This is a genomic window from Ruegeria sp. YTSC325, assembly GCF_059609525.1.
The window spans coordinates 119517-136380 of the sequence record NZ_JBXWLY010000007.1; the positions used below are offsets into that span (position 1 = coordinate 119517).

General features: G+C 56.6%; 19 protein-coding genes. 12 read left to right on the forward strand and 7 right to left on the reverse strand.

All coding sequences use genetic code 11. The features are described from left to right. Positions 1-4 precede the first annotated feature (4 nt). Entirely contained in the window at positions 5-1336 is a 1332-nt protein-coding gene (gene tig / locus AC2FF7_RS12080; RefSeq protein WP_170752995.1) for a trigger factor, read from the forward strand. 95 nt (positions 1337-1431) lie between these two features. Here the strand turns inward: tig and AC2FF7_RS12085 are convergent, their stop codons facing one another. The 6 genes from AC2FF7_RS12085 to rpsF all read right to left on the reverse strand — a co-directional run bounded on the left by AC2FF7_RS12085 (position 1432) and on the right by rpsF (position 5165). Further along, positions 1432-2283, reverse strand: a complete 852-nt coding sequence (locus tag AC2FF7_RS12085; RefSeq protein ID WP_480865800.1) for an acyl-homoserine-lactone synthase — start codon at positions 2281-2283, stop codon at positions 1432-1434. Between the two features lie 96 nt (positions 2284-2379). Continuing rightward, positions 2380-3081, reverse strand: coding sequence for a helix-turn-helix transcriptional regulator (locus AC2FF7_RS12090; protein ID WP_170354529.1), 702 nt, complete (start codon positions 3079-3081; stop codon positions 2380-2382). Between the two features lie 212 nt (positions 3082-3293). Then, positions 3294-3770, reverse strand: a complete 477-nt coding sequence (locus AC2FF7_RS12095) for a transglycosylase SLT domain-containing protein (RefSeq protein WP_170354528.1) — start codon at positions 3768-3770, stop codon at positions 3294-3296. 149 nt (positions 3771-3919) lie between these two features. After that, complete coding sequence (gene rplI, locus AC2FF7_RS12100; RefSeq protein WP_170354527.1) at positions 3920-4543, reverse strand: 50S ribosomal protein L9; 624 nt, start codon at positions 4541-4543, stop codon at positions 3920-3922. Between the two features lie 12 nt (positions 4544-4555). Beyond that, the gene (gene rpsR / locus AC2FF7_RS12105; protein ID WP_005982441.1) at positions 4556-4783 is read right to left on the reverse strand and encodes a 30S ribosomal protein S18; all 228 of its coding nucleotides are present in this window, start codon (positions 4781-4783) and stop codon (positions 4556-4558) included. Positions 4784-4811: 28 nt separating this feature from the next. Continuing rightward, entirely contained in the window at positions 4812-5165 is a 354-nt protein-coding gene (gene rpsF, locus AC2FF7_RS12110) for a 30S ribosomal protein S6 (protein WP_170354526.1), read from the reverse strand. A 286-nt stretch (positions 5166-5451) separates the two neighbouring features. Between rpsF and AC2FF7_RS12115 the strand changes: the two genes are divergently transcribed. Together AC2FF7_RS12115 and AC2FF7_RS12120 are read left to right on the forward strand one after the other, a co-directional pair. Then, complete coding sequence (locus AC2FF7_RS12115; protein WP_170724420.1) at positions 5452-5970, forward strand: hypothetical protein; 519 nt, start codon at positions 5452-5454, stop codon at positions 5968-5970. 126 nt (positions 5971-6096) lie between these two features. Further along, the gene (locus tag AC2FF7_RS12120) at positions 6097-6669 is read left to right on the forward strand and encodes a YceI family protein (RefSeq protein WP_170770485.1); all 573 of its coding nucleotides are present in this window, start codon (positions 6097-6099) and stop codon (positions 6667-6669) included. A 68-nt stretch (positions 6670-6737) separates the two neighbouring features. Here the strand turns inward: AC2FF7_RS12120 and AC2FF7_RS12125 are convergent, their stop codons facing one another. Beyond that, positions 6738-7964 (reverse strand): cytochrome b/b6 domain-containing protein, encoded by a 1227-nt coding sequence (locus AC2FF7_RS12125; RefSeq protein ID WP_480865797.1) that lies wholly within the window; start codon positions 7962-7964, stop codon positions 6738-6740. 171 nt (positions 7965-8135) lie between these two features. On the opposite strand from AC2FF7_RS12125, the gene fabD reads away from it, so the two are divergent. The 9 genes from fabD to AC2FF7_RS12170 all read left to right on the forward strand — a co-directional run bounded on the left by fabD (position 8136) and on the right by AC2FF7_RS12170 (position 16861). Beyond that, on the forward strand, positions 8136-9074 hold the full coding sequence (fabD, locus tag AC2FF7_RS12130; protein ID WP_496905685.1) for an ACP S-malonyltransferase: 939 nt from the start codon (positions 8136-8138) through the stop codon (positions 9072-9074). Between the two features lie 41 nt (positions 9075-9115). After that, positions 9116-9853: a 3-oxoacyl-[acyl-carrier-protein] reductase gene (gene fabG / locus AC2FF7_RS12135; protein WP_480865793.1), complete on the forward strand. Its 738-nt coding sequence runs from the start codon at positions 9116-9118 to the stop codon at positions 9851-9853. A gap of 208 nt (positions 9854-10061) precedes the next feature. Next, on the forward strand, positions 10062-10295 hold the full coding sequence (locus tag AC2FF7_RS12140) for an acyl carrier protein (RefSeq protein WP_008756330.1): 234 nt from the start codon (positions 10062-10064) through the stop codon (positions 10293-10295). A 141-nt stretch (positions 10296-10436) separates the two neighbouring features. Further along, a complete protein-coding gene (locus AC2FF7_RS12145; protein WP_496905686.1) occupies positions 10437-10976 on the forward strand; it encodes a GNAT family N-acetyltransferase in 540 nt (179 codons plus the stop codon). A 117-nt stretch (positions 10977-11093) separates the two neighbouring features. Further along, the gene (locus tag AC2FF7_RS12150; protein WP_170752567.1) at positions 11094-11837 is read left to right on the forward strand and encodes a 1-(5-phosphoribosyl)-5-[(5-phosphoribosylamino)methylideneamino]imidazole-4-carboxamide isomerase; all 744 of its coding nucleotides are present in this window, start codon (positions 11094-11096) and stop codon (positions 11835-11837) included. Positions 11838-12032: 195 nt separating this feature from the next. After that, positions 12033-13298 (forward strand): beta-ketoacyl-ACP synthase II, encoded by a 1266-nt coding sequence (fabF, locus tag AC2FF7_RS12155; RefSeq protein WP_209194334.1) that lies wholly within the window; start codon positions 12033-12035, stop codon positions 13296-13298. Continuing rightward, positions 13299-14459 (forward strand): endolytic transglycosylase MltG, encoded by a 1161-nt coding sequence (gene mltG, locus AC2FF7_RS12160; RefSeq protein WP_496905687.1) that lies wholly within the window; start codon positions 13299-13301, stop codon positions 14457-14459. A gap of 320 nt (positions 14460-14779) precedes the next feature. Further along, positions 14780-16342, forward strand: a complete 1563-nt coding sequence (locus AC2FF7_RS12165; RefSeq protein WP_496720797.1) for an arylsulfatase — start codon at positions 14780-14782, stop codon at positions 16340-16342. Positions 16343-16477: 135 nt separating this feature from the next. After that, complete coding sequence (locus AC2FF7_RS12170; protein ID WP_496720795.1) at positions 16478-16861, forward strand: DUF4345 domain-containing protein; 384 nt, start codon at positions 16478-16480, stop codon at positions 16859-16861. Positions 16862-16864 lie beyond the last annotated feature (3 nt).

Here is a 16864-nt window from a genome sequence, read left to right on the forward strand (position 1 = left end):
CATAATGCAGGTTACCGAGACGCTGAACGAAGGTCTGAAACGCGGCTATAACATTGTCGTATCCGCCGCCGAGCTGGACGACAAAGTGAATGAGAAACTGGTTGAAGCGCAGCCAGAAGTCGAAATGAAGGGTTTTCGCAAAGGCAAGGTGCCGATGGCGCTGCTGAAAAAGCAGTTCGGCCAGCGTCTGCTGGGTGAAGCGATGCAGGAAAGCATCGACGGTGCGATGAACAAGCATTTTGAAGACAGCGGCGATCGTCCGGCCCTGCAGCCCGAGGTCAAGATGACCAACGAGGACTGGAAAGAAGGCGACGACGTCCATGTCGAAATGTCCTATGAGGCTCTGCCCGCGATCCCCGAGGTTGACCTGAAATCAGTCGAGCTGGAAAAACTGGTCGTCAAAGCCGATGACGCAGCCATCGAAGAGGCGCTGAACAACCTGGCCGAAACCGCGCAGGATTTCAAAGCGCGCCGTAAAGGCTCGAAAGCCAAGGATGGCGACCAGATCGTATTCGACTTTGTCGGCAAGGTTGACGGCGAAGAATTCGAAGGTGGCTCGGCCGAAGACTACCCGTTGGTTCTGGGCTCAAACAGCTTCATTCCCGGTTTCGAAGAGCAGCTGGTTGGCGTTAAAGCCGAAGAAGAAAAAGACGTGAACGTCACCTTCCCGGCCGAATACGGTGCCGAGCATCTGGCCGGCAAAGACGCTGTTTTCACCTGCACCGTGAAAGAGGTGAAAGAACCCGTCGCTGCAGAAGTGAACGACGAGCTGGCCACCAAGTTTGGCGCTGAGGACCTGGAAGCCCTGAAGGGCCAGATCGCCGAGCGTTTGGAAGCCGAATATGCCGGCGCTTCGCGCGCAGTCATGAAGCGTGCCCTGCTGGATGCGCTGGACGAGAAAGTCTCGTTCGACTTGCCGCCGTCGTTGGTTGAGGCGGAAGCCAAACAGATCGCACACCAGCTGTGGCACGAAGAAAACCCGGACGTTGAAGGTCATGACCACGATCCGATCGAACCCACCGACGAGCACAACACATTGGCCGAGCGCCGCGTGCGTTTGGGCCTGCTGTTGGCCGAGCTGGGGCAGAAAGCCGAAGTTGAAGTCACCGATGCGGAGATGACTCAGGCGATCATGAACCAGGCACGTCAGTACCCGGGTCAGGAACGTCAGTTCTTTGAGTTCGTGCAGCAGAACGCTCAGATGCAGCAGCAACTGCGTGCCCCGATTTTTGAGGACAAGGTCATCGACTATATTGTCGAGCTGGCTCAGGTCACCGACAAGGACGTCAGCAAAGACGACCTGCAGAAAGCTGTCGAGGCTTTGGAAGAGGAATAATTCTCTTTCGCCCCTTTCGGGCGAGCAAGATAAAATGCGGAGCCGTCTGGAAACAACGGCTCCGCTTGAGTGGCTTGCGCTATGAGGTGAGGGGGTCAGGCCTCATGAGCGAAAGCGCGGGGGGTACTCAGCAGAGCGAACTTCTGCTCTGGCGTAAACTTATCCGAAAGTTCTTCAATCAGCCTCAGAACAGCGTCAACTTCGTCTTTCGAGGTGGCTGCACCCATTTGTTCCACAAAGTACTTTTCGAGCTGATTGAGCGGCTTACGGTCGTAGTTTGCAGCCTTGGGTGCCGCTTTGGTCTTGTCGAACAACGTGCGTGCTTGTTCGTCGCTTAGAAACACATCGTGCGCGATTCCTGCATATTTCCGAATTCCGGAAATCCTTTCGTCCGAGCAATCCATAAGTGCGGCCATGGCAACAACTTTGCCCATTGGTTTGGCAGAGCCTAAATAGTCATACGGAGCGTTACCAGACCGTTGCAGAACCCGGTTCATGACAGGATCAATCACAGCGATCGAATCCAGCACTCCTGCCATCTTTGCGTATTCGAACGACCCTATCATGACCTCGCTGGTTACGTACGAGACCGAATTTTCGCCCCTGCCACGCCCCAGTTTCTTTGTGTCGACGCAAAAACGGGTTGCTTCCCAAACTTGCGCGCTGCGCAGAGGCGGTTCGCCGTCCAGGATCGAGTTAAACACGTCTGCCAGCATATGTGGCCCCGTGGTCTGCAGCAACCGCATGCAGCCTACGACGTCCCCCTCGTCGTTTAGGCTGACCACGTGTGCAGGATTAAGCGTATCAAATTTGTCGACTTCCCGACCGTCGCGGATGTTCACATCCCATCCCAAGCGGTCGCCGAAAACGCGCGCGCGCAGTTGATACATTTCGTCCAAGACGTCTTTGAATTTATGTTGGTTTATACCATCAATCACGATGATCATTTCCATCCCCCTACAGATTGGTTACCGTGAATGGAAAATTAACCAAGTTATGATCTGAGACTATTGGGGGTTTCCCGTAGAGAAGCGGTTTTTTGGTTAACCAGGGGCGATTATTCCAAGTCCTATGGCGCGACCAATCGCCTGTGGCGTGGTCAAAGCCCCGAGTTTCTCGCGGCCGGACCTAACGTGAACTTCAACTGTGCGGTGCGAGATCGAAAGAATATCGCCGATGTCCTGTTGCGACTTCCCTTCCGCCACCCATTGCAAAATCTCTTTCTCACGCGTGGACAGGGTTGGCAGATACAGGGCTTTTGCCAAAAGCCCGGACTGCATGACGGTGTCATGCGCCTGGACTGCCGCCAACTGCAGGTCTCCCATAACGTGTCGCTTCAGTCTTTCCCATTCCTCATCCGAGCAGTTGCGGGTCACGTTCAGCAAGCCACATTCGCCATAGGGACCCCGGACCGGAACGGTCAGCCCCCTCGGGGTAATTCCAAAGTCGTGGGCGTCTTTGAAAACCGTGTGAAACTTTTCATCTTGGCTAAAACGACTCCAGTCCACCGGTGCGATGCTAAGCATGGATTGGTACAAAGTTGGATCGAAGTGATGAAACCCTTGGCTTCCGTAGTGGATCTTCCATTCGTCGGGGTAATTTGCATAGCCCTGAACATCCCCTTTGACGGGGTTGAAAGTTGCATAGGATGCGTAATCAAAGCCAAGTTCGTTGCAAACGGCATTGATAATGTCCGCCGCAGACCTTTCTTCCTGTTCGATCCTGGCTAGGTCGATGAGTTTCAAGTGTCTAACCTTCGTGATGACTACCCTCTCCCCAGAGCATAGTCGTATCTGTCCAAATTAAAGCATACGTTGCGTCACCTTGATGATGTGACGCAAGCAAATAGTTCGCTTTGCATGGTGTTAATGCAGTGAAATGGCAATAGATACGTAGGAATTGGCCTGTTTTTGCAGCGGTATTTTGCGGATTGTTGCCGACTGCAGGACAAGTTGTCTCACTCGGGTTTCAACCCAGTCTCGACGAGCAATCCGCGGGCCTTGGCCTCAGGCCAATAGCCTTTGGCATACAGGAAAATCGCGCGCTGCTGATCGCCGTCGGACAACAACCATGCTCCGCGTAGGTATTTGCCCGCGAATTCCAGATTGGTATCGGCGTCCAATAGGCCCTGTGGGTCACCACTGTAACCCATGGACCGGGCTGTCGCCGGAAGGATCTGCAACAGTCCGTAATAGGGACGGTTCACCGCCCACGGCCGGTGCGTGCTTTCGCGGATGGCGAGCTTGTGAACCAACTCTCGCGGGAGCTCGTAGTGATCGGCCCATTTGTTGATCGAGGCCCGCAACTCGGGCGTCTCATTGGGATAAAGCGGAGGATCAAATGCGGCACGTGTCGGGGTGTCCGGGCTTCCGCATGCAGCAAGAGGCGCGGCGAGCAACAGGGCAATCAGATTACGGCGCATGATTTTGGTCATCGAGATCTCCGGCGTTTGTCGCGATACTAGGAAACTTGGTTTCGTCCGCAAGGGTAGCGGAAGATTCCGGCTGAAATATGCCGTTGGGACCTTGAATGAAAAAAGGCCGCGCATGATGACGCGGCCTTTCTCAAATCCAGTGAAGAAGATCAGGCTTTTGCTTCGTCTTCTTCCGCAGCTGGTGCTTCGTCAGCAACCAGGTCATCGTCGTCCGACGCGGCCGAACCGATGTCGTCGAACAGCTCGGCGATTTCGAATTCAGCGGCTGCTTCTTCTTCGGCAGCCAGTTCCTGGATCGACTTGCCCGAAGCTTGCAGTTCGGCTTCTTCTTCCGAACGGGCGACGTTCATCTGAATCTCGACTTCGACCTCGGGGTGCAGTTTGACTGCGAGCGAGTGCAGACCCAGTTCCTTGATCGGTGCGATCAGGGCGATCTGTTTCTTGTCGACGGTGAAGCCAGCTTCGGTCGCGGCCTCTGCGGCGTCACGCGGAGTGACCGAGCCATACAGAGCGCCAGCATCCGATGCCGAGCGAATCACGATGAACTGCTGACCGTCCAGCTTTTCAGCCAGTGCTTCAGCTTCTTTCTTGGTTTCCAGGTTGTGCGCTTCAAGCTGCGCCTTGCGGGCTTCGAACGAGGCGATGTTCGACTCAGACGCGCTCAGGGCTTTGCCTTGGGGCAGCAGGAAGTTGCGGGCGTAGCCAGGCTTGACGTCAACGACGTCGCCCATCTGACCCAATTTCGCAACGCGTTCCAGCAGGATAACTTGCATGTCAGTCTCTCCTTACTTCACGGCGTAGGGCAGCAGGGCGAGGAAGCGGGCGCGCTTGATAGCACGGGCGAGTTCACGCTGCTTTTTCGCCGAAACGGCGGTGATGCGCGAAGGTACGATCTTGCCACGCTCAGAGATGTAGCGCTGCAGCAGACGGGTGTCCTTATAGTCGATCTTCGGCGCGTTGTCGCCCGAGAACGGGCAGACCTTGCGGCGGCGGAAAAATGGTTTTGCGGCCATGGTTTAATGTCCTTTCGTCAGGCGTTGATCAACGGCGCTCGCGGCGGCCTTCGCGCTCGTCGCGCTTCTGCATCTGGACCGAGGGGCCCTCGGCATGTTCGTCGACCTTGATGGTCAGAACGCGCATGACGTCTTCGTGCAGGCGCATCAGGCGCTCCATTTCCTGAACCGCGCCAGCAGGCGAGTCGGTTTTCAGGAAGGCGTAGTGGCCTTTGCGGTTTTTGTTGATCTTGTAGGCCATCGTCTTGACACCCCAGTACTCGCTTTCGACGACGTTGCCGCCGTTGTCAGCCAGAACGGTGCCGAAGTGTTCGACGAGGCTTTCTGCCTGCGCGTTGGACAGATCCTGACGCGCGATCATTACATGCTCATACAGTGGCATGTGCACTCCTGTTTATATCAAGGCGCATTTCATAGGCGGGGCCATCTGGTCCTTCGCGACCCTGCCACGAGAGGCTGCGCGATTCATACGATAAGCGAAGGATGGCCCCGTATACACGTTTATTGCGACGGGGCAAGTCCCGTCACATATGCCTTGGTGAAGTCGTGCTATTTCCACCGCGACGCCCAATTCCTGACGCTTTTCAATTCGATCTTAACTCTCATACCGGGACAATAACCGGACACACCGGACCCAAGTCGGCAACCTGAGAAACAGGGTGAGAGAAATGACCGCGATAAATACGAATACACTCGAACAGACCGCGTCAAACGCGAGTTTTGAGAAATCCGTTCCAGTTCTGATCGCGTTCGCGCCGAACTGGAAAGTCCGCATGATCCTGGCGCGCATGGTTGGTGCGTTCCTGATTGTGATGGCATTTTCAATGTGGCTCGCTCCGGGCTCTGCCATGGCTACCGAAGTCTGGCCGATCAAACTGGCCGCGTCGCTTGCCTTTCTTGTTGTCGGTGTCAGTCTTCTGACCATTCAGGTGATGGATGCCCGTCCTGATGCGTATTTCGATCCGATCCGCCGTGAGGTGCGCGTTTTGCAAAAGAACGAAAACGGTCGGCCCCAGACTGTTCTGCGCCGCAGCTATGACACGCTGGGCGGTGCCAAGTTCAGTGATGACCAGGTCGAGCTGTTCGACGTGGACGGCAGCTTGTTGATGAAGCTGCCGTTGCAATCGGCGGATGTCAGCCGAGCGCTCAAGGGTCAACTGAGTGGAAGTGTAACAATCTTCGCCTGAATTTTATTCTGTTCATATAGGAACAGAAGTTGTGAGCGAATAAAGCTTGTGTGCCGCCCCTTGGCGGCACATTTTCGTTACCGAGCAACCCAACAGGTTTGCATCCACAACATTGCGGAGTTTGTCATGAAACCCATCCTTCTTGCTGCTGCACTGGCCGTGTCGGCGACTTCGGCGTTTGCAAGTGCCGAGAAATACGTTCTGGACCCAAGCCACAGCCAGGTAATTTTCAACTATAACCACCTTGGTTTTTCGACCACCTATGGCATGTTCTCGGGCTTTGAAGGCGAGATCCTGTTCGACAAGGAAAACCCGGCTGCGTCCAGCGTGACGGTTTCGATGCCCGTTATCGAGATGTTCACGGGCTGGAAACCGCGCGAAGATCACTTCATGACCGAAGATTTTTTCGGTGCCGCTGAAGGCGATCTTGTCACCTTCACGTCCACCAGCATCGAAGTGACAGGCGAGAACACCGCCAATATCACCGGCGATTTGACAATGAATGGTGTAACCAAATCGGTCGTACTGGACGCCAAGCTGAACCAGGCGGGTGAGCATCCGATGGCAGGCAAGCCGTGGGCTGGCTTCGACGCGACGACCACTCTGATCCGCAGCGATTTCGATCTGGGCCAATTCGCACCCTTCGTGGGTGACGAGGTTAATGTTCAGATCTCGGTCGAGGCGCAGAAAGCCGAGTAAATAAGGCTACTATTCTAGAATCGAAACCGCCGGAGCTTTTTGCCCCGGCGGTTTTCGTTTGTTCGCCGCTATTCACCGCGCGTAGCAGTCAGCTCGACGCTTACAGTGACTGCGAAGCCCAGTGAAGCTTCGGTGGGTTGCGATGTGCCCACATCGAAATCCATGCGGTTCAACTCTAATTCACCAGAAACCGTCGCGGTGTCGCCTTGCAAATCCAGAGTGAACGGCAGCACAACGTCCAAGGACTTGTCGCGGATGGTCAAGGGGCCGCGTGCCTCATACCCGGTTTCGGTTTTGAATAGATCTGCCTTAAACAGCGCCGTGGGATATTGTGCGCCGTCGAAAAAATCCGCGCCCATAGCTTGATCACTGACCGTGCCTAGGCTGAGCGACGGGATTGAGATCGTCACCTCGACCGAACCGGCCAAGCCGGGCTCGGCGGGCTCATCAAAGGCTATGGCGGCCGTCCAGTCCTGGAAGCTACCGGTGACTGGGCTACCCAGCTGGTTGATGGTAAGGCCCAGAGTTCCTTCCTGAACCTGCCAGTCCGATTGGACTTCGGCCAGTGCCGTGGCTTCGCCCTGAGCGTAAGAGTGATGGCTGAACGCGCCGATGCCCCAGCCGCCGACCAAAACCGCACCCCAGACGACGAGCGCGGCAAGCGCGGGTGTCTTCGAATGGTGTTGGGCCGGGGGCTCGGGGGCTTGGGCTGAGCCAGGCAACATACGCCGCAATGTGCTGTCTTTGTCGATGACGTGGTGTTTCAGCGCCCCGGCAATATGCAGCACCAGCGCACCTCCAAGAGTCCAGACGAACAGCCAGTGCAGGCTGGCGGTGAATTCGGCCAGATGTTGGGATTTGGGGACCAGCGGCAGGTTTTGACCAAACGGCCAAAGGATCGGCGCAAAGCCTTCAGCTGCGGCGTGGTGTATCCAACCGGTCAGCGGTGCCAGCACCAACGAGCCGTATAGCAGCCAATGCACGGTTTCCGCGGCAAAAGCCTCGGGCTTATTGTCGGCGTTCAAAAGGCCGGGTTTGGTTTGGGTCAGGGCCCAGAGAATGCGCGCGAGGGCTACGAAAAAGACCGCCACGCCCAGCGTTTTGTGCAGTGAGAACAGGCGCGCCGCGCGGGTGATGTCATCCTCGGTCGTCGGGATGTTCGGGTCATAGATGGCCTGTGCCAGATCATTGGCGAAATAGCCCAGCGGAAAGGCGGTTAAGATCAGCAGGGCGGTCAGCCAGTGGAAGGTCTTGGTGACGCTGCCATAGCTGGAAAACGTGTTGGTCGAGGGCATCGGGTGCTCCGGCGAAAGGGTGGTTGGGTTCAACCTATCGCCGTGCGGGCAGGACTCAAGGGCGCAGGGCGCACAGATACGGTGCCTTTGTGCAGAGATCAGGCAATGCTTGTGCCGCGCGATCACACAGTTTACACCCCGCCGCAACCTAACGTCATCCAAGAGGTTGCAATGACACGCGCATTTGTTTTCCCGGGGCAGGGCGCCCAGACCATCGGAATGGGCAAAGCTCTGGCCGAGGCTTACCCTGCCGCACAGGCGGTTTTTGACGAGGTGGACGAAGCCTTGGGAGAAAAGTTGAGCAGCCTGATCTGGGACGGTGATATTGCCGAGCTGACCCTGACGCAAAACGCACAGCCTGCACTGATGGCCACGTCCATGGCGGCGATGCGGGCGCTGGAGGCCGAGGGCGTCTCGATCACCGATGCAGCCTTTGTTGCCGGGCATTCGTTGGGGGAATATTCCGCGCTGGCCGCTGCTGGTGCGCTGACGGTTGCGGATACTGCGCGTCTTCTGCGCACCCGTGGTCAGGCGATGCAAAGCGCCGTGCCAGTGGGCGAAGGTGCGATGGCCGCGATCCTTGGGCTGGACCTTGAGGCCGTGCGCGCCGTGGCGGATGAGGCCGCACAGGGTGAAGTCTGTCAGGCCGCAAACGACAATGACCCGACACAGGTTGTGGTCTCGGGCGCGAAGGCTGCTGTGGAACGCGCGGCCGAGATTGCCAAGGAAAAGGGCGCCAAGCGCGCAGTCATGCTGCCTGTCAGCGCGCCCTTCCATTGTGCCTTGATGCAGCCTGCTGCTGACGTGATGGCCGAAGCTTTGGCAGGGGTTGAAATCAAATCGCCTGCCGTGCCGCTGATTGCCAATGTGCGCGCCGAGGCGGTCAGTGACCCCGATCTGATCCGTCAGTTGCTGGTCGAGCAGGTCACCGGCTCGGTCCGCTGGCGCGAAAGCGTGCAGTATATGGCCGCGCAGGGCGTTACCGACACGTGGGAGATCGGGGCAGGGAAAGCTCTGTCCGGGATGATCCGCAAAATCGACCGTTCGATCGCGGGTAAAGCTGTCGGCACGCCGGATGACGTGCAGAATGTGACCCAGGCCGAATCGTAAGATACCGCGCGTCGCGTGGCGCGTAGCTAAAGGATAAGAGAATGTTTGATTTGACAGGTAAGAACGCACTGATCACCGGTGCCTCGGGCGGGATCGGTGGTGAGATCGCGCGCTCTCTGCATGCTGCAGGCGCTACGGTGGCGCTTTCGGGCACGCGTGTTGAACCGCTGGAGGCGCTAGCCGCCGAACTCGGCGATCGTGCCCATGTGCTGCCCTGTAATCTGAGCGACCCTGAGGCTGTGGTCGCCCTGCCAAAGCAGGCGACGGATGCGATGGGGTCGGTCGATATTCTGGTCAACAACGCGGGTATCACGCGTGACAACTTGTTCATGCGCATGTCGGATGACGAATGGCAGAGCGTAATCGACGTTAACATGACCTCGACCGCGAAACTCTGCAAAGGCGTGCTGCGCGGCATGATGAAGGCGCGTTGGGGCCGGATCATCAACATCTCGTCCGTGGTGGGCGCGACGGGCAACTCCGGTCAGGCGAATTATGCCGCGTCCAAGGCGGGGATGGTCGGGATGACCAAGTCGCTGGCATACGAGGTCGCAAGCCGCGGAATCACGGCCAATGCGGTGGCGCCCGGCTTTATCACCACGGCGATGACCGACAAGCTGACTGACGATCAGAAGTCGGGCATCCTGGGTCAGGTTCCGGCCGGACGTATGGGGGACGCGTCGGAAATTGCCGCGGCAGTTCTGTACCTTGCCAGCCCCGAGGCCGGATATGTGACCGGAACCACCTTGCATGTAAACGGCGGTATGGCCATGTTGTGACCACCTGTCGGGGCAGGCGCGAAAGCGTTTGCCTTGGGCGTTGTCTGTGCTATAGGCGGCGCATCAATTCGGGGGTCGGCCGTAGGGTCGGCCTTCTAGTTTCCCGGCAATCGGGAACCCAAACCGCCCAGACGGGCACATCAAGGCCAGCCTGAGCGGGCAAGGGCAGAACCGGGCACTATGCCCTGAAATGGAATGAGGAATAGACATGAGCGACGTCGCAGATCGCGTTAAGAAGATCGTTGTTGAGCACCTGGGTGTTGAAGAAGATAAAGTAGCGGAAAACGCTTCCTTCATCGACGATCTGGGCGCAGACAGCTTGGACACTGTTGAGCTGGTCATGGCCTTCGAAGAAGAGTTCGGCATCGAGATCCCCGATGACGCAGCCGAGACCATCCAGACCTTTGGCGACGCCGTCAAATTCATCTCTGAAGCGTCCTAAGACCTTAGAGAATCCTAAAAAGCGGCGCTTCCGGGCAACGGAGGCGCCGTTTTTTGTTGCGTGGACGCTATTCGGGCTTGTCAGAGGTTGTTTTCGTCCGCACCCTTTCCACTGAGGCAAAAAATTCAGAGCGGGCAGGGCATGATACGATCCACCCCGATGATAAACACGGCACGCTTGACGCTCTGCGCCATGCGGCCTGAGGATTTCAACCGGTTCGCCGAGATCTGGCGCAATCCGTGTGTCGTGCGGCATACCGGGGGCAAGCCACGGTCGCGCGGCGAAGCCTGGGATTCGTTCTTGCGCAATGCGGGGCATTGGCAGATGGCCGGATTCGGCCAATGGGCTGTAATTCAGCAATCGAATCGGCAGATGATCGGACAGGCCGGGTTTTTCTATGGCAATCGCGCGCTGGGCGAGGATTTCGACGACTTTCCCGAAGCGGGTTGGGTGCTTGCCCCAGAAGCCCAAGGGCAGGGCATGGGCCTTGAGGCCGCGCAGGCCGCCCATGACTGGTTCGACCGGATTATGCCCGGTCCATTGGTTGCAATGGTAAATTCCGACAACTTGGCTTCGCAAAAACTGGCGGCGCGGTTGGGATATGTCGAAATGCGCGAGGATGATTATCAGGGGTCTCGCGTGTGCCTGTTGCGGCGAAACGGTCCTCCGACGCGGCACTGACAGTGCGGTTTGCGATGCCGCAAAAAGTCCGCAGTTTGCCGAAACTGGTAATTTCGCGGACCGGTACTGCGTGTATGCTGATCTCATGTGCAAAGGATTGAGCGGAGGATCAGGCTCATGAGGATTTACCCCACTATGGAATTGCAGAACGGCCGGTGTGTCACGCTGGACAAGGGCCGTCTGGACGAAGCTATGATCTGGCATGTGAACCCTGCCGAAACAGCCCGCAGCTGGGCGGCCGCAGGGGCGGAATGGATGCACCTGACGGATTTCGACGCCATCGAAGGGCGTGATACCAATTCGGAACTGGTCGAAGAGATCATCCGGTCAGCCGAAATCCCGGTGCAGTTGGCTGGCGGTATGCGCACGCGCGAACAGGTCGAACGCTGGATTGACAAGGGAGCGGGCCGGATCGTCATCGGGACGTTAGCTGCCTGGGACCCCAATCTGGTGAAGGAATTGGCCAAGCTGTATCCGGATCAAATCGTTCTGGCTGTTGATGTCTGGCAGGGCTTCGTCATGACAGAGGGGTGGCGCAGCCAAAGCGCCTTTACGCCGGACGCATTTGTCGAAGCATTTGCAGACACGCCTTTTGCGGCCATTCTGGTGACCGATATTGATAGCGATATGAACGATGTCGAAGCTCAGCTGGGTCTGATTTCCGGGTTGGCAGAAAAGTCACGCACGCCGATTATTGCCAGTGGCGTGGTGCGCTCTGCCGACGATATCTCACGGCTGGCCTACATCCCGAATATCTCGGGTGCGCTGGTTGGGCGCGCGCTATTCCGTAAGACATTGGAACTGTCCGATGCGTTGGAGGTTGCGACCGCTGCGCATGAACCGGTCGCAGAGTTCCAATAATCGAAGACCAACCCAAGGACGCCGCCCTTTCAAGCTATAGCAAGGGCGGTTTTCCGCCTTTTATGCTGTTTGCCAGTGTGCCGATACCAAGATGGCGCGAACAGCTTTCCGGCGGAATGTACCCTTGCTCTTGCCCCCACACCCCGGGCCGGGGTATGAGCGTTTCTTAAACACGAAGCAGGCAAGAGGCACTTCATGCGCAGAGTCGTTGTAACCGGTCTGGGATTGGTCACTCCGTTGGCCAGCGGGGTCGAGGAAACCTGGTCGCGGCTGCTGGATGGAGAATCCGGCGCTGGTCCGATCACTCAGTTTGATGCCGAAGGCAGTGGGGTCACAACGACCTACGCCTGCGAAGTCCCGCGCGGGGACGGCACCAATGGGACGTTTAACCCTGACGATTGGATGCCGCCGAAAGAGCAGCGCAAGATCGAGGATTTCATCCTGTATTCCATCGCAGCGGCCGATATGGCCTGCGAAGATGCGGGTTGGATGCCCGAAGATGAAGAAGCGCGCTTACGCACCGGAGTCCTGATCGGCTCCGGGATTGGCGGTCTTGGGTCCATTGCGGAAACAGCCAATCTGATCCGCGACAAGGGTCCGCGCCGCGTCTCACCATTCTTTATTCCGGGTGCACTGATCAACCTGGCCTCTGGGCAAGTGTCGATCCGACGTGGGTTTAAGGGGCCAAACCATTCGGTTGTAACGGCCTGTTCGACTGGTGCGCATGCCATCGGTGATGCAAGCCGCATCATCCGTGCAGGTGATGCGGATGTCATGGTTGCTGGCGGTGGCGAAGGCTGCATCTGCGAGATCGGCATCGCGGGCTTCAATTCGTGCAAGGCGCTTTCCACTAAATTTGCCGATGACCCCAAGAAAGCCAGCCGTCCGTATGACATTGATCGTGACGGTTTTGTCATGGGTGAAGGCTCTGGGATCGTGGTCCTGGAGGAATACGAGCACGCCAAGGCGCGTGGTGCAAAGATTTATGCCGAGGTTCTGGGCTATGGCATGTCTGGTGACGCCTATCACATCACCGCGCCTAGCGAAGATGGCGATGGGGCTGAACGCTCGATGCAGGCCGCGCTGCGCAGCGCGGGCCTTGAGCCCAAGGATCTGGACTATATCAACGCGCATGGCACATCGACCATGGCGGATACCATTGAATTGGGCGCGGTCGAGCGTTTGCTGGGCGATCATGCGGCGAATGCCACGATGAGCTCGACAAAATCCGCGACGGGCCACTTGTTAGGTGCTGCGGGCGCGATCGAGGCGATCTTCTCGATCCTCGCAATCCGTGACCAGGTTGCGCCTCCGACGATCAACTTGGATAACCCGGCGGTTGAAACTCCGATCGACCTAGCCCCTAACGCCAAGCGCGAACGCAAGATCGATGTGGCGCTTTCAAACTCTTTCGGCTTTGGCGGCACCAATGCCAGCGTGATCTTCGGAAAGGTCAGCTAAATGTGGCGGGCCCTGGCATCTAACATGCTGACCATTCTAGTGGTCGGCTTGTTCTTGATGGGTGGTCTGATCCTGTGGGGGCAGTCGCGGTACAAAAGCGAAGGCCCGTTGGAAACGGCGATCTGTTTGAGGGTCGAACGCGGATCGAATATGGGCGAGGTCAGCCAGCTTTTGCAGGATCAGGGTGCAATCAGTAGTGCCACGGTATTTCGTATGGCGGCGGATTACACTGACCGGTCCCAGCAGTTGAAGGCTGGCAGCTTTCTGGTGCGCGAAGGCGCGTCGATGGAACAGATCATCGACGAAATCACCAGCAGTGGCGCCAGTACCTGCGGGTCTGAGATCGAATATCGCATCGGTGTGACCCGTATCCAGACCCGTGTACGTGAACTGAATCCTGCCACTCTGGCCTTTGACGAAATTGCATCTTTTGACGTCACCGATGAAGACGTGCCCGCCGCGTATACTGAGAAAAGCGAAGATGCGGACACGCGCTATCGCGTTTCAGTTGCCGAGGGCGTGACTTCGTGGCAGGTGGTTGAAGGTTTGAAACAGATTGGCGCCTTGACCGGCGAAGTGACTGAGATTCCTGCCGAAGGGATGTTGGCGCCTGACAGCTACGACATCGCGCGCGGAACTGATCGGATGGCCGTGCTGAAGGGGATGCAGGACAAGCAGCAACTTCGGATCAACGCGATCTGGGAAAGCCGTCAAGATGATCTACCGATCTCGAACCCCGAAGAAATGCTGATCCTTGCCTCGATCATCGAAAAAGAAACCGGTGTTCCACATGAGCGTGGGCAGGTGGCCAGTGTGTTCGTCAACCGTTTGGAGCGCGGCATGAAGCTGCAAACCGACCCGACGGTGATCTATGGCGTTACCAAGGGACAAGGCACGTTGGGACGCGGATTGCGTAGGAGTGAACTTCGTCGGGCAACCCCTTGGAATACTTATGTGATTGACGGCTTGCCGCCGACACCAATTGCCAATCCGGGGTTGGCCAGTCTTGAGGCGGCCGTGGCACCGGAGGAGACAGACTATGTGTTCTTCGTGGCGGACGGAACAGGGGGGCACGCTTTCGCGGAAACGCTGGACGAGCACAACCGAAACGTCGCCAAGTGGCGCGAGATTGAAGCCCAGAGGAACAGCTCGGGCAACTAAAAAAGAGCCGCGTCCGAAACGCCAAGGCCCTATAGGTAAATGTTGAAGGAGGCTGAGAGTTCAGCCTCCTTCCATATGTACTCAGGTTGAGACGTTCGAAAACTGGCGCCAATTTCCGGATGTTCGATTTTGGTGCAGCAAAAGACCGCAACCAACCAAAGATAGACTTTTTTAGTTGCGCTTTATCTAGCGCATTGCACCTATACTTTCGGGTATTTTGAACGCGTTAGCATAGGTGGACCAAAAAAATTTGACACTCAGATTTCAGAAGGCCTACGGTCATTTCCGGAGATAGACTACTTTTCTGAACGGACTGCCATATGAAATTTGCGTATACCTTTATTGCTGCAATTGGCCTAACGGCCAGTGCAACTTTCGCCGATACCAATGAACGCCCCAACATTCTCGTCATCATGGCGGACGATGTTGGCTGGGCCAGCCTTGGTGCGTATCACGGTGGAGTAAAGAGCATCGAGACCCCAAACTTGGATCAGTTGGCAGCCGACGGTGCAAGATTGACCGACTATTACGCCGAGCCGAGTTGTACGGCCGGTAGATCGGCATTCATTACCGGCCAAATGCCGATCCGAACCGGGATGCATACGGTCGGGCTTCCTGGCGGTCCCATCGGTCTGCACCCTGAAGACCCAACCTTGCCAATGTTCTTGAAAGAACTGGGTTATACCACGGGCCAGTTTGGAAAAAACCATCTGGGCGACCTGAACAAGTTCCTCCCAACCGTCAAAGGCTTTGATGAGTATTGGGGGTGGCTGTATCACCTAAACGCGATGGAGTACCGCGATGACCCAGATTGGCCAGATGACCCGGAATTCGACGCGCAATACGGGCCGCGCAACATCATACATTCGTTTGCGACAGACGTAGACGACGAAACCGTGGACCCACGGTTTGGTAAAGTTGGCAAACAGCGCATTGTCGATGATGGTCCGGCTCCGCCTGAACGTCAGAAAACGCTTGATGACGAAGTAACAGCTCACACCAAGGACTTCATCTCAAGAGCAGTCGAAGCGGATACACCGTTCTTTGTGTGGATGGCCCCAGCCAGAGCTCATGTGTGGACCCATCTCAGCCCAGAATATGAGGCGATGTTAGGCGACGGGCGCGGTTTGCAAGATGTCGTTATGAAAGAGTTAGATAACAATGTCGGCAAGGTACTCAACCATCTTGATGAGCTTGGCGTATCAGACAACACCATCGTAGTCTTCACCGCTGATAACGGGCCTGAAACCATAACTTGGCCGGATGGTGGAACGACGCCTTTTTATGGAGAAAAAGGAACCACCTGGGAAGGCGGTTTCAGAGTTCCGGCAATCATTCGTTGGCCTGGAAAAATTCCTGAGGGCCAAGTTTTGAACGGAATTTTCAGTGGCATGGATTGGATGCCTACGATTGTTGCAGCAGCTGGTGGGCCAGATGATCTTCCGGCCGAGTTGCTGGAAGGTTACCAAGGCTTCAATGTGCACTTGGATGGTTACAACCAACTTCCTTACCTTAGTGGCGAAACGGATGAGAGTAACCGTGACGAAATCATCTACTATGAGGGCACAGATCTGCAAGCAGTTCGGTATAGGGACTGGAAAGCGCATTTCGTTGTGCAAAACCACGGATGGGCTGGCGCTAAGGAAGAGCGTACTGCCCCACTGCTGATCAACCTGCGTCGCGATCCTTATGAGAAGGCGGCTCATGAAAGCGGCATGTATGTTCGCTGGATGGGGCAAAAAATGTGGGCCTTCGGCCCGGCGTTCAACTTGGTACGAGAACATCTTGCGACGTTTGAGGCCTATCCATCGCGTGGCGCTTCTGTCTCAAATCAAGAACATGTCGAAGAACAGACTTCGACCGAGGGCGGCCTCTCCCAGTAAAGGCACCTGTGCAACCAGTTTCGCTCACTTCAATATGCCAATGGACATCCGACCTTGAGGGTCGGGTGGTCCATTTGCCAAGTTTCAATGCACTCGGGCCGATTGGTGAAGCCATTTCTTTTGTGAGGAATTAAGATGACCGCCAGACTACTGCTTCTGCTTGCTGCTTTTGGGCTTGTTCCAATTGCTTTGTCCTACGGCGTCGTACCCAGCGCGTCTATTTCATACCTGCTTGGCTTTCCTGTCGAAGGTACTAATCAAACACACGTTTTTCGCGCGATAATGGGCCTTTACCTTGCAAATGCAGCGTTTTGGCTCATCGCAGCCAATAAACCAGAACTGCAATATGCGGCGCTGTGGGTTCTGTTCCTGTTCATGGTTGGGTTAGCGGCGGGCCGCATTTTGAGCATTCTTGTAGACGGCATGCCCAATACTGTTCTGGTGCTCTACCTTTTGGCCGAACTTGCATTTGGTGTCATGGCAGCTCTCTTGCTTTTTGGAAAATCGGACGCAGAATGAGGT

Coding starts and splice junctions, on each gene's coding strand:
- tig (WP_170752995.1), top strand. CDS start 5: ATGCAGGTTACCGAGACGCTGAACGAAGGTCTGAAACGCGGCTATAAC.
- AC2FF7_RS12145 (WP_496905686.1), top strand. CDS start 10,437: ATGATACGATCCACCCCGATGATAAACACGGCACGCTTGACGCTCTGC.
- AC2FF7_RS12170 (WP_496720795.1), top strand. CDS start 16,478: ATGACCGCCAGACTACTGCTTCTGCTTGCTGCTTTTGGGCTTGTTCCA.
- fabF (WP_209194334.1), top strand. CDS start 12,033: ATGCGCAGAGTCGTTGTAACCGGTCTGGGATTGGTCACTCCGTTGGCC.
- rplI (WP_170354527.1), bottom strand. CDS start 4,543: ATGCAAGTTATCCTGCTGGAACGCGTTGCGAAATTGGGTCAGATGGGC.
- AC2FF7_RS12095 (WP_170354528.1), bottom strand. CDS start 3,770: ATGACCAAAATCATGCGCCGTAATCTGATTGCCCTGTTGCTCGCCGCG.
- fabD (WP_496905685.1), top strand. CDS start 8,136: ATGACACGCGCATTTGTTTTCCCGGGGCAGGGCGCCCAGACCATCGGA.
- fabG (WP_480865793.1), top strand. CDS start 9,116: ATGTTTGATTTGACAGGTAAGAACGCACTGATCACCGGTGCCTCGGGC.
- AC2FF7_RS12085 (WP_480865800.1), bottom strand. CDS start 2,283: ATGATCATCGTGATTGATGGTATAAACCAACATAAATTCAAAGACGTC.
- AC2FF7_RS12115 (WP_170724420.1), top strand. CDS start 5,452: ATGACCGCGATAAATACGAATACACTCGAACAGACCGCGTCAAACGCG.
- rpsF (WP_170354526.1), bottom strand. CDS start 5,165: ATGCCACTGTATGAGCATGTAATGATCGCGCGTCAGGATCTGTCCAAC.
- AC2FF7_RS12120 (WP_170770485.1), top strand. CDS start 6,097: ATGAAACCCATCCTTCTTGCTGCTGCACTGGCCGTGTCGGCGACTTCG.
- AC2FF7_RS12165 (WP_496720797.1), top strand. CDS start 14,780: ATGAAATTTGCGTATACCTTTATTGCTGCAATTGGCCTAACGGCCAGT.
- mltG (WP_496905687.1), top strand. CDS start 13,299: ATGTGGCGGGCCCTGGCATCTAACATGCTGACCATTCTAGTGGTCGGC.
- AC2FF7_RS12140 (WP_008756330.1), top strand. CDS start 10,062: ATGAGCGACGTCGCAGATCGCGTTAAGAAGATCGTTGTTGAGCACCTG.
- AC2FF7_RS12125 (WP_480865797.1), bottom strand. CDS start 7,964: ATGCCCTCGACCAACACGTTTTCCAGCTATGGCAGCGTCACCAAGACC.
- rpsR (WP_005982441.1), bottom strand. CDS start 4,783: ATGGCCGCAAAACCATTTTTCCGCCGCCGCAAGGTCTGCCCGTTCTCG.
- AC2FF7_RS12150 (WP_170752567.1), top strand. CDS start 11,094: ATGAGGATTTACCCCACTATGGAATTGCAGAACGGCCGGTGTGTCACG.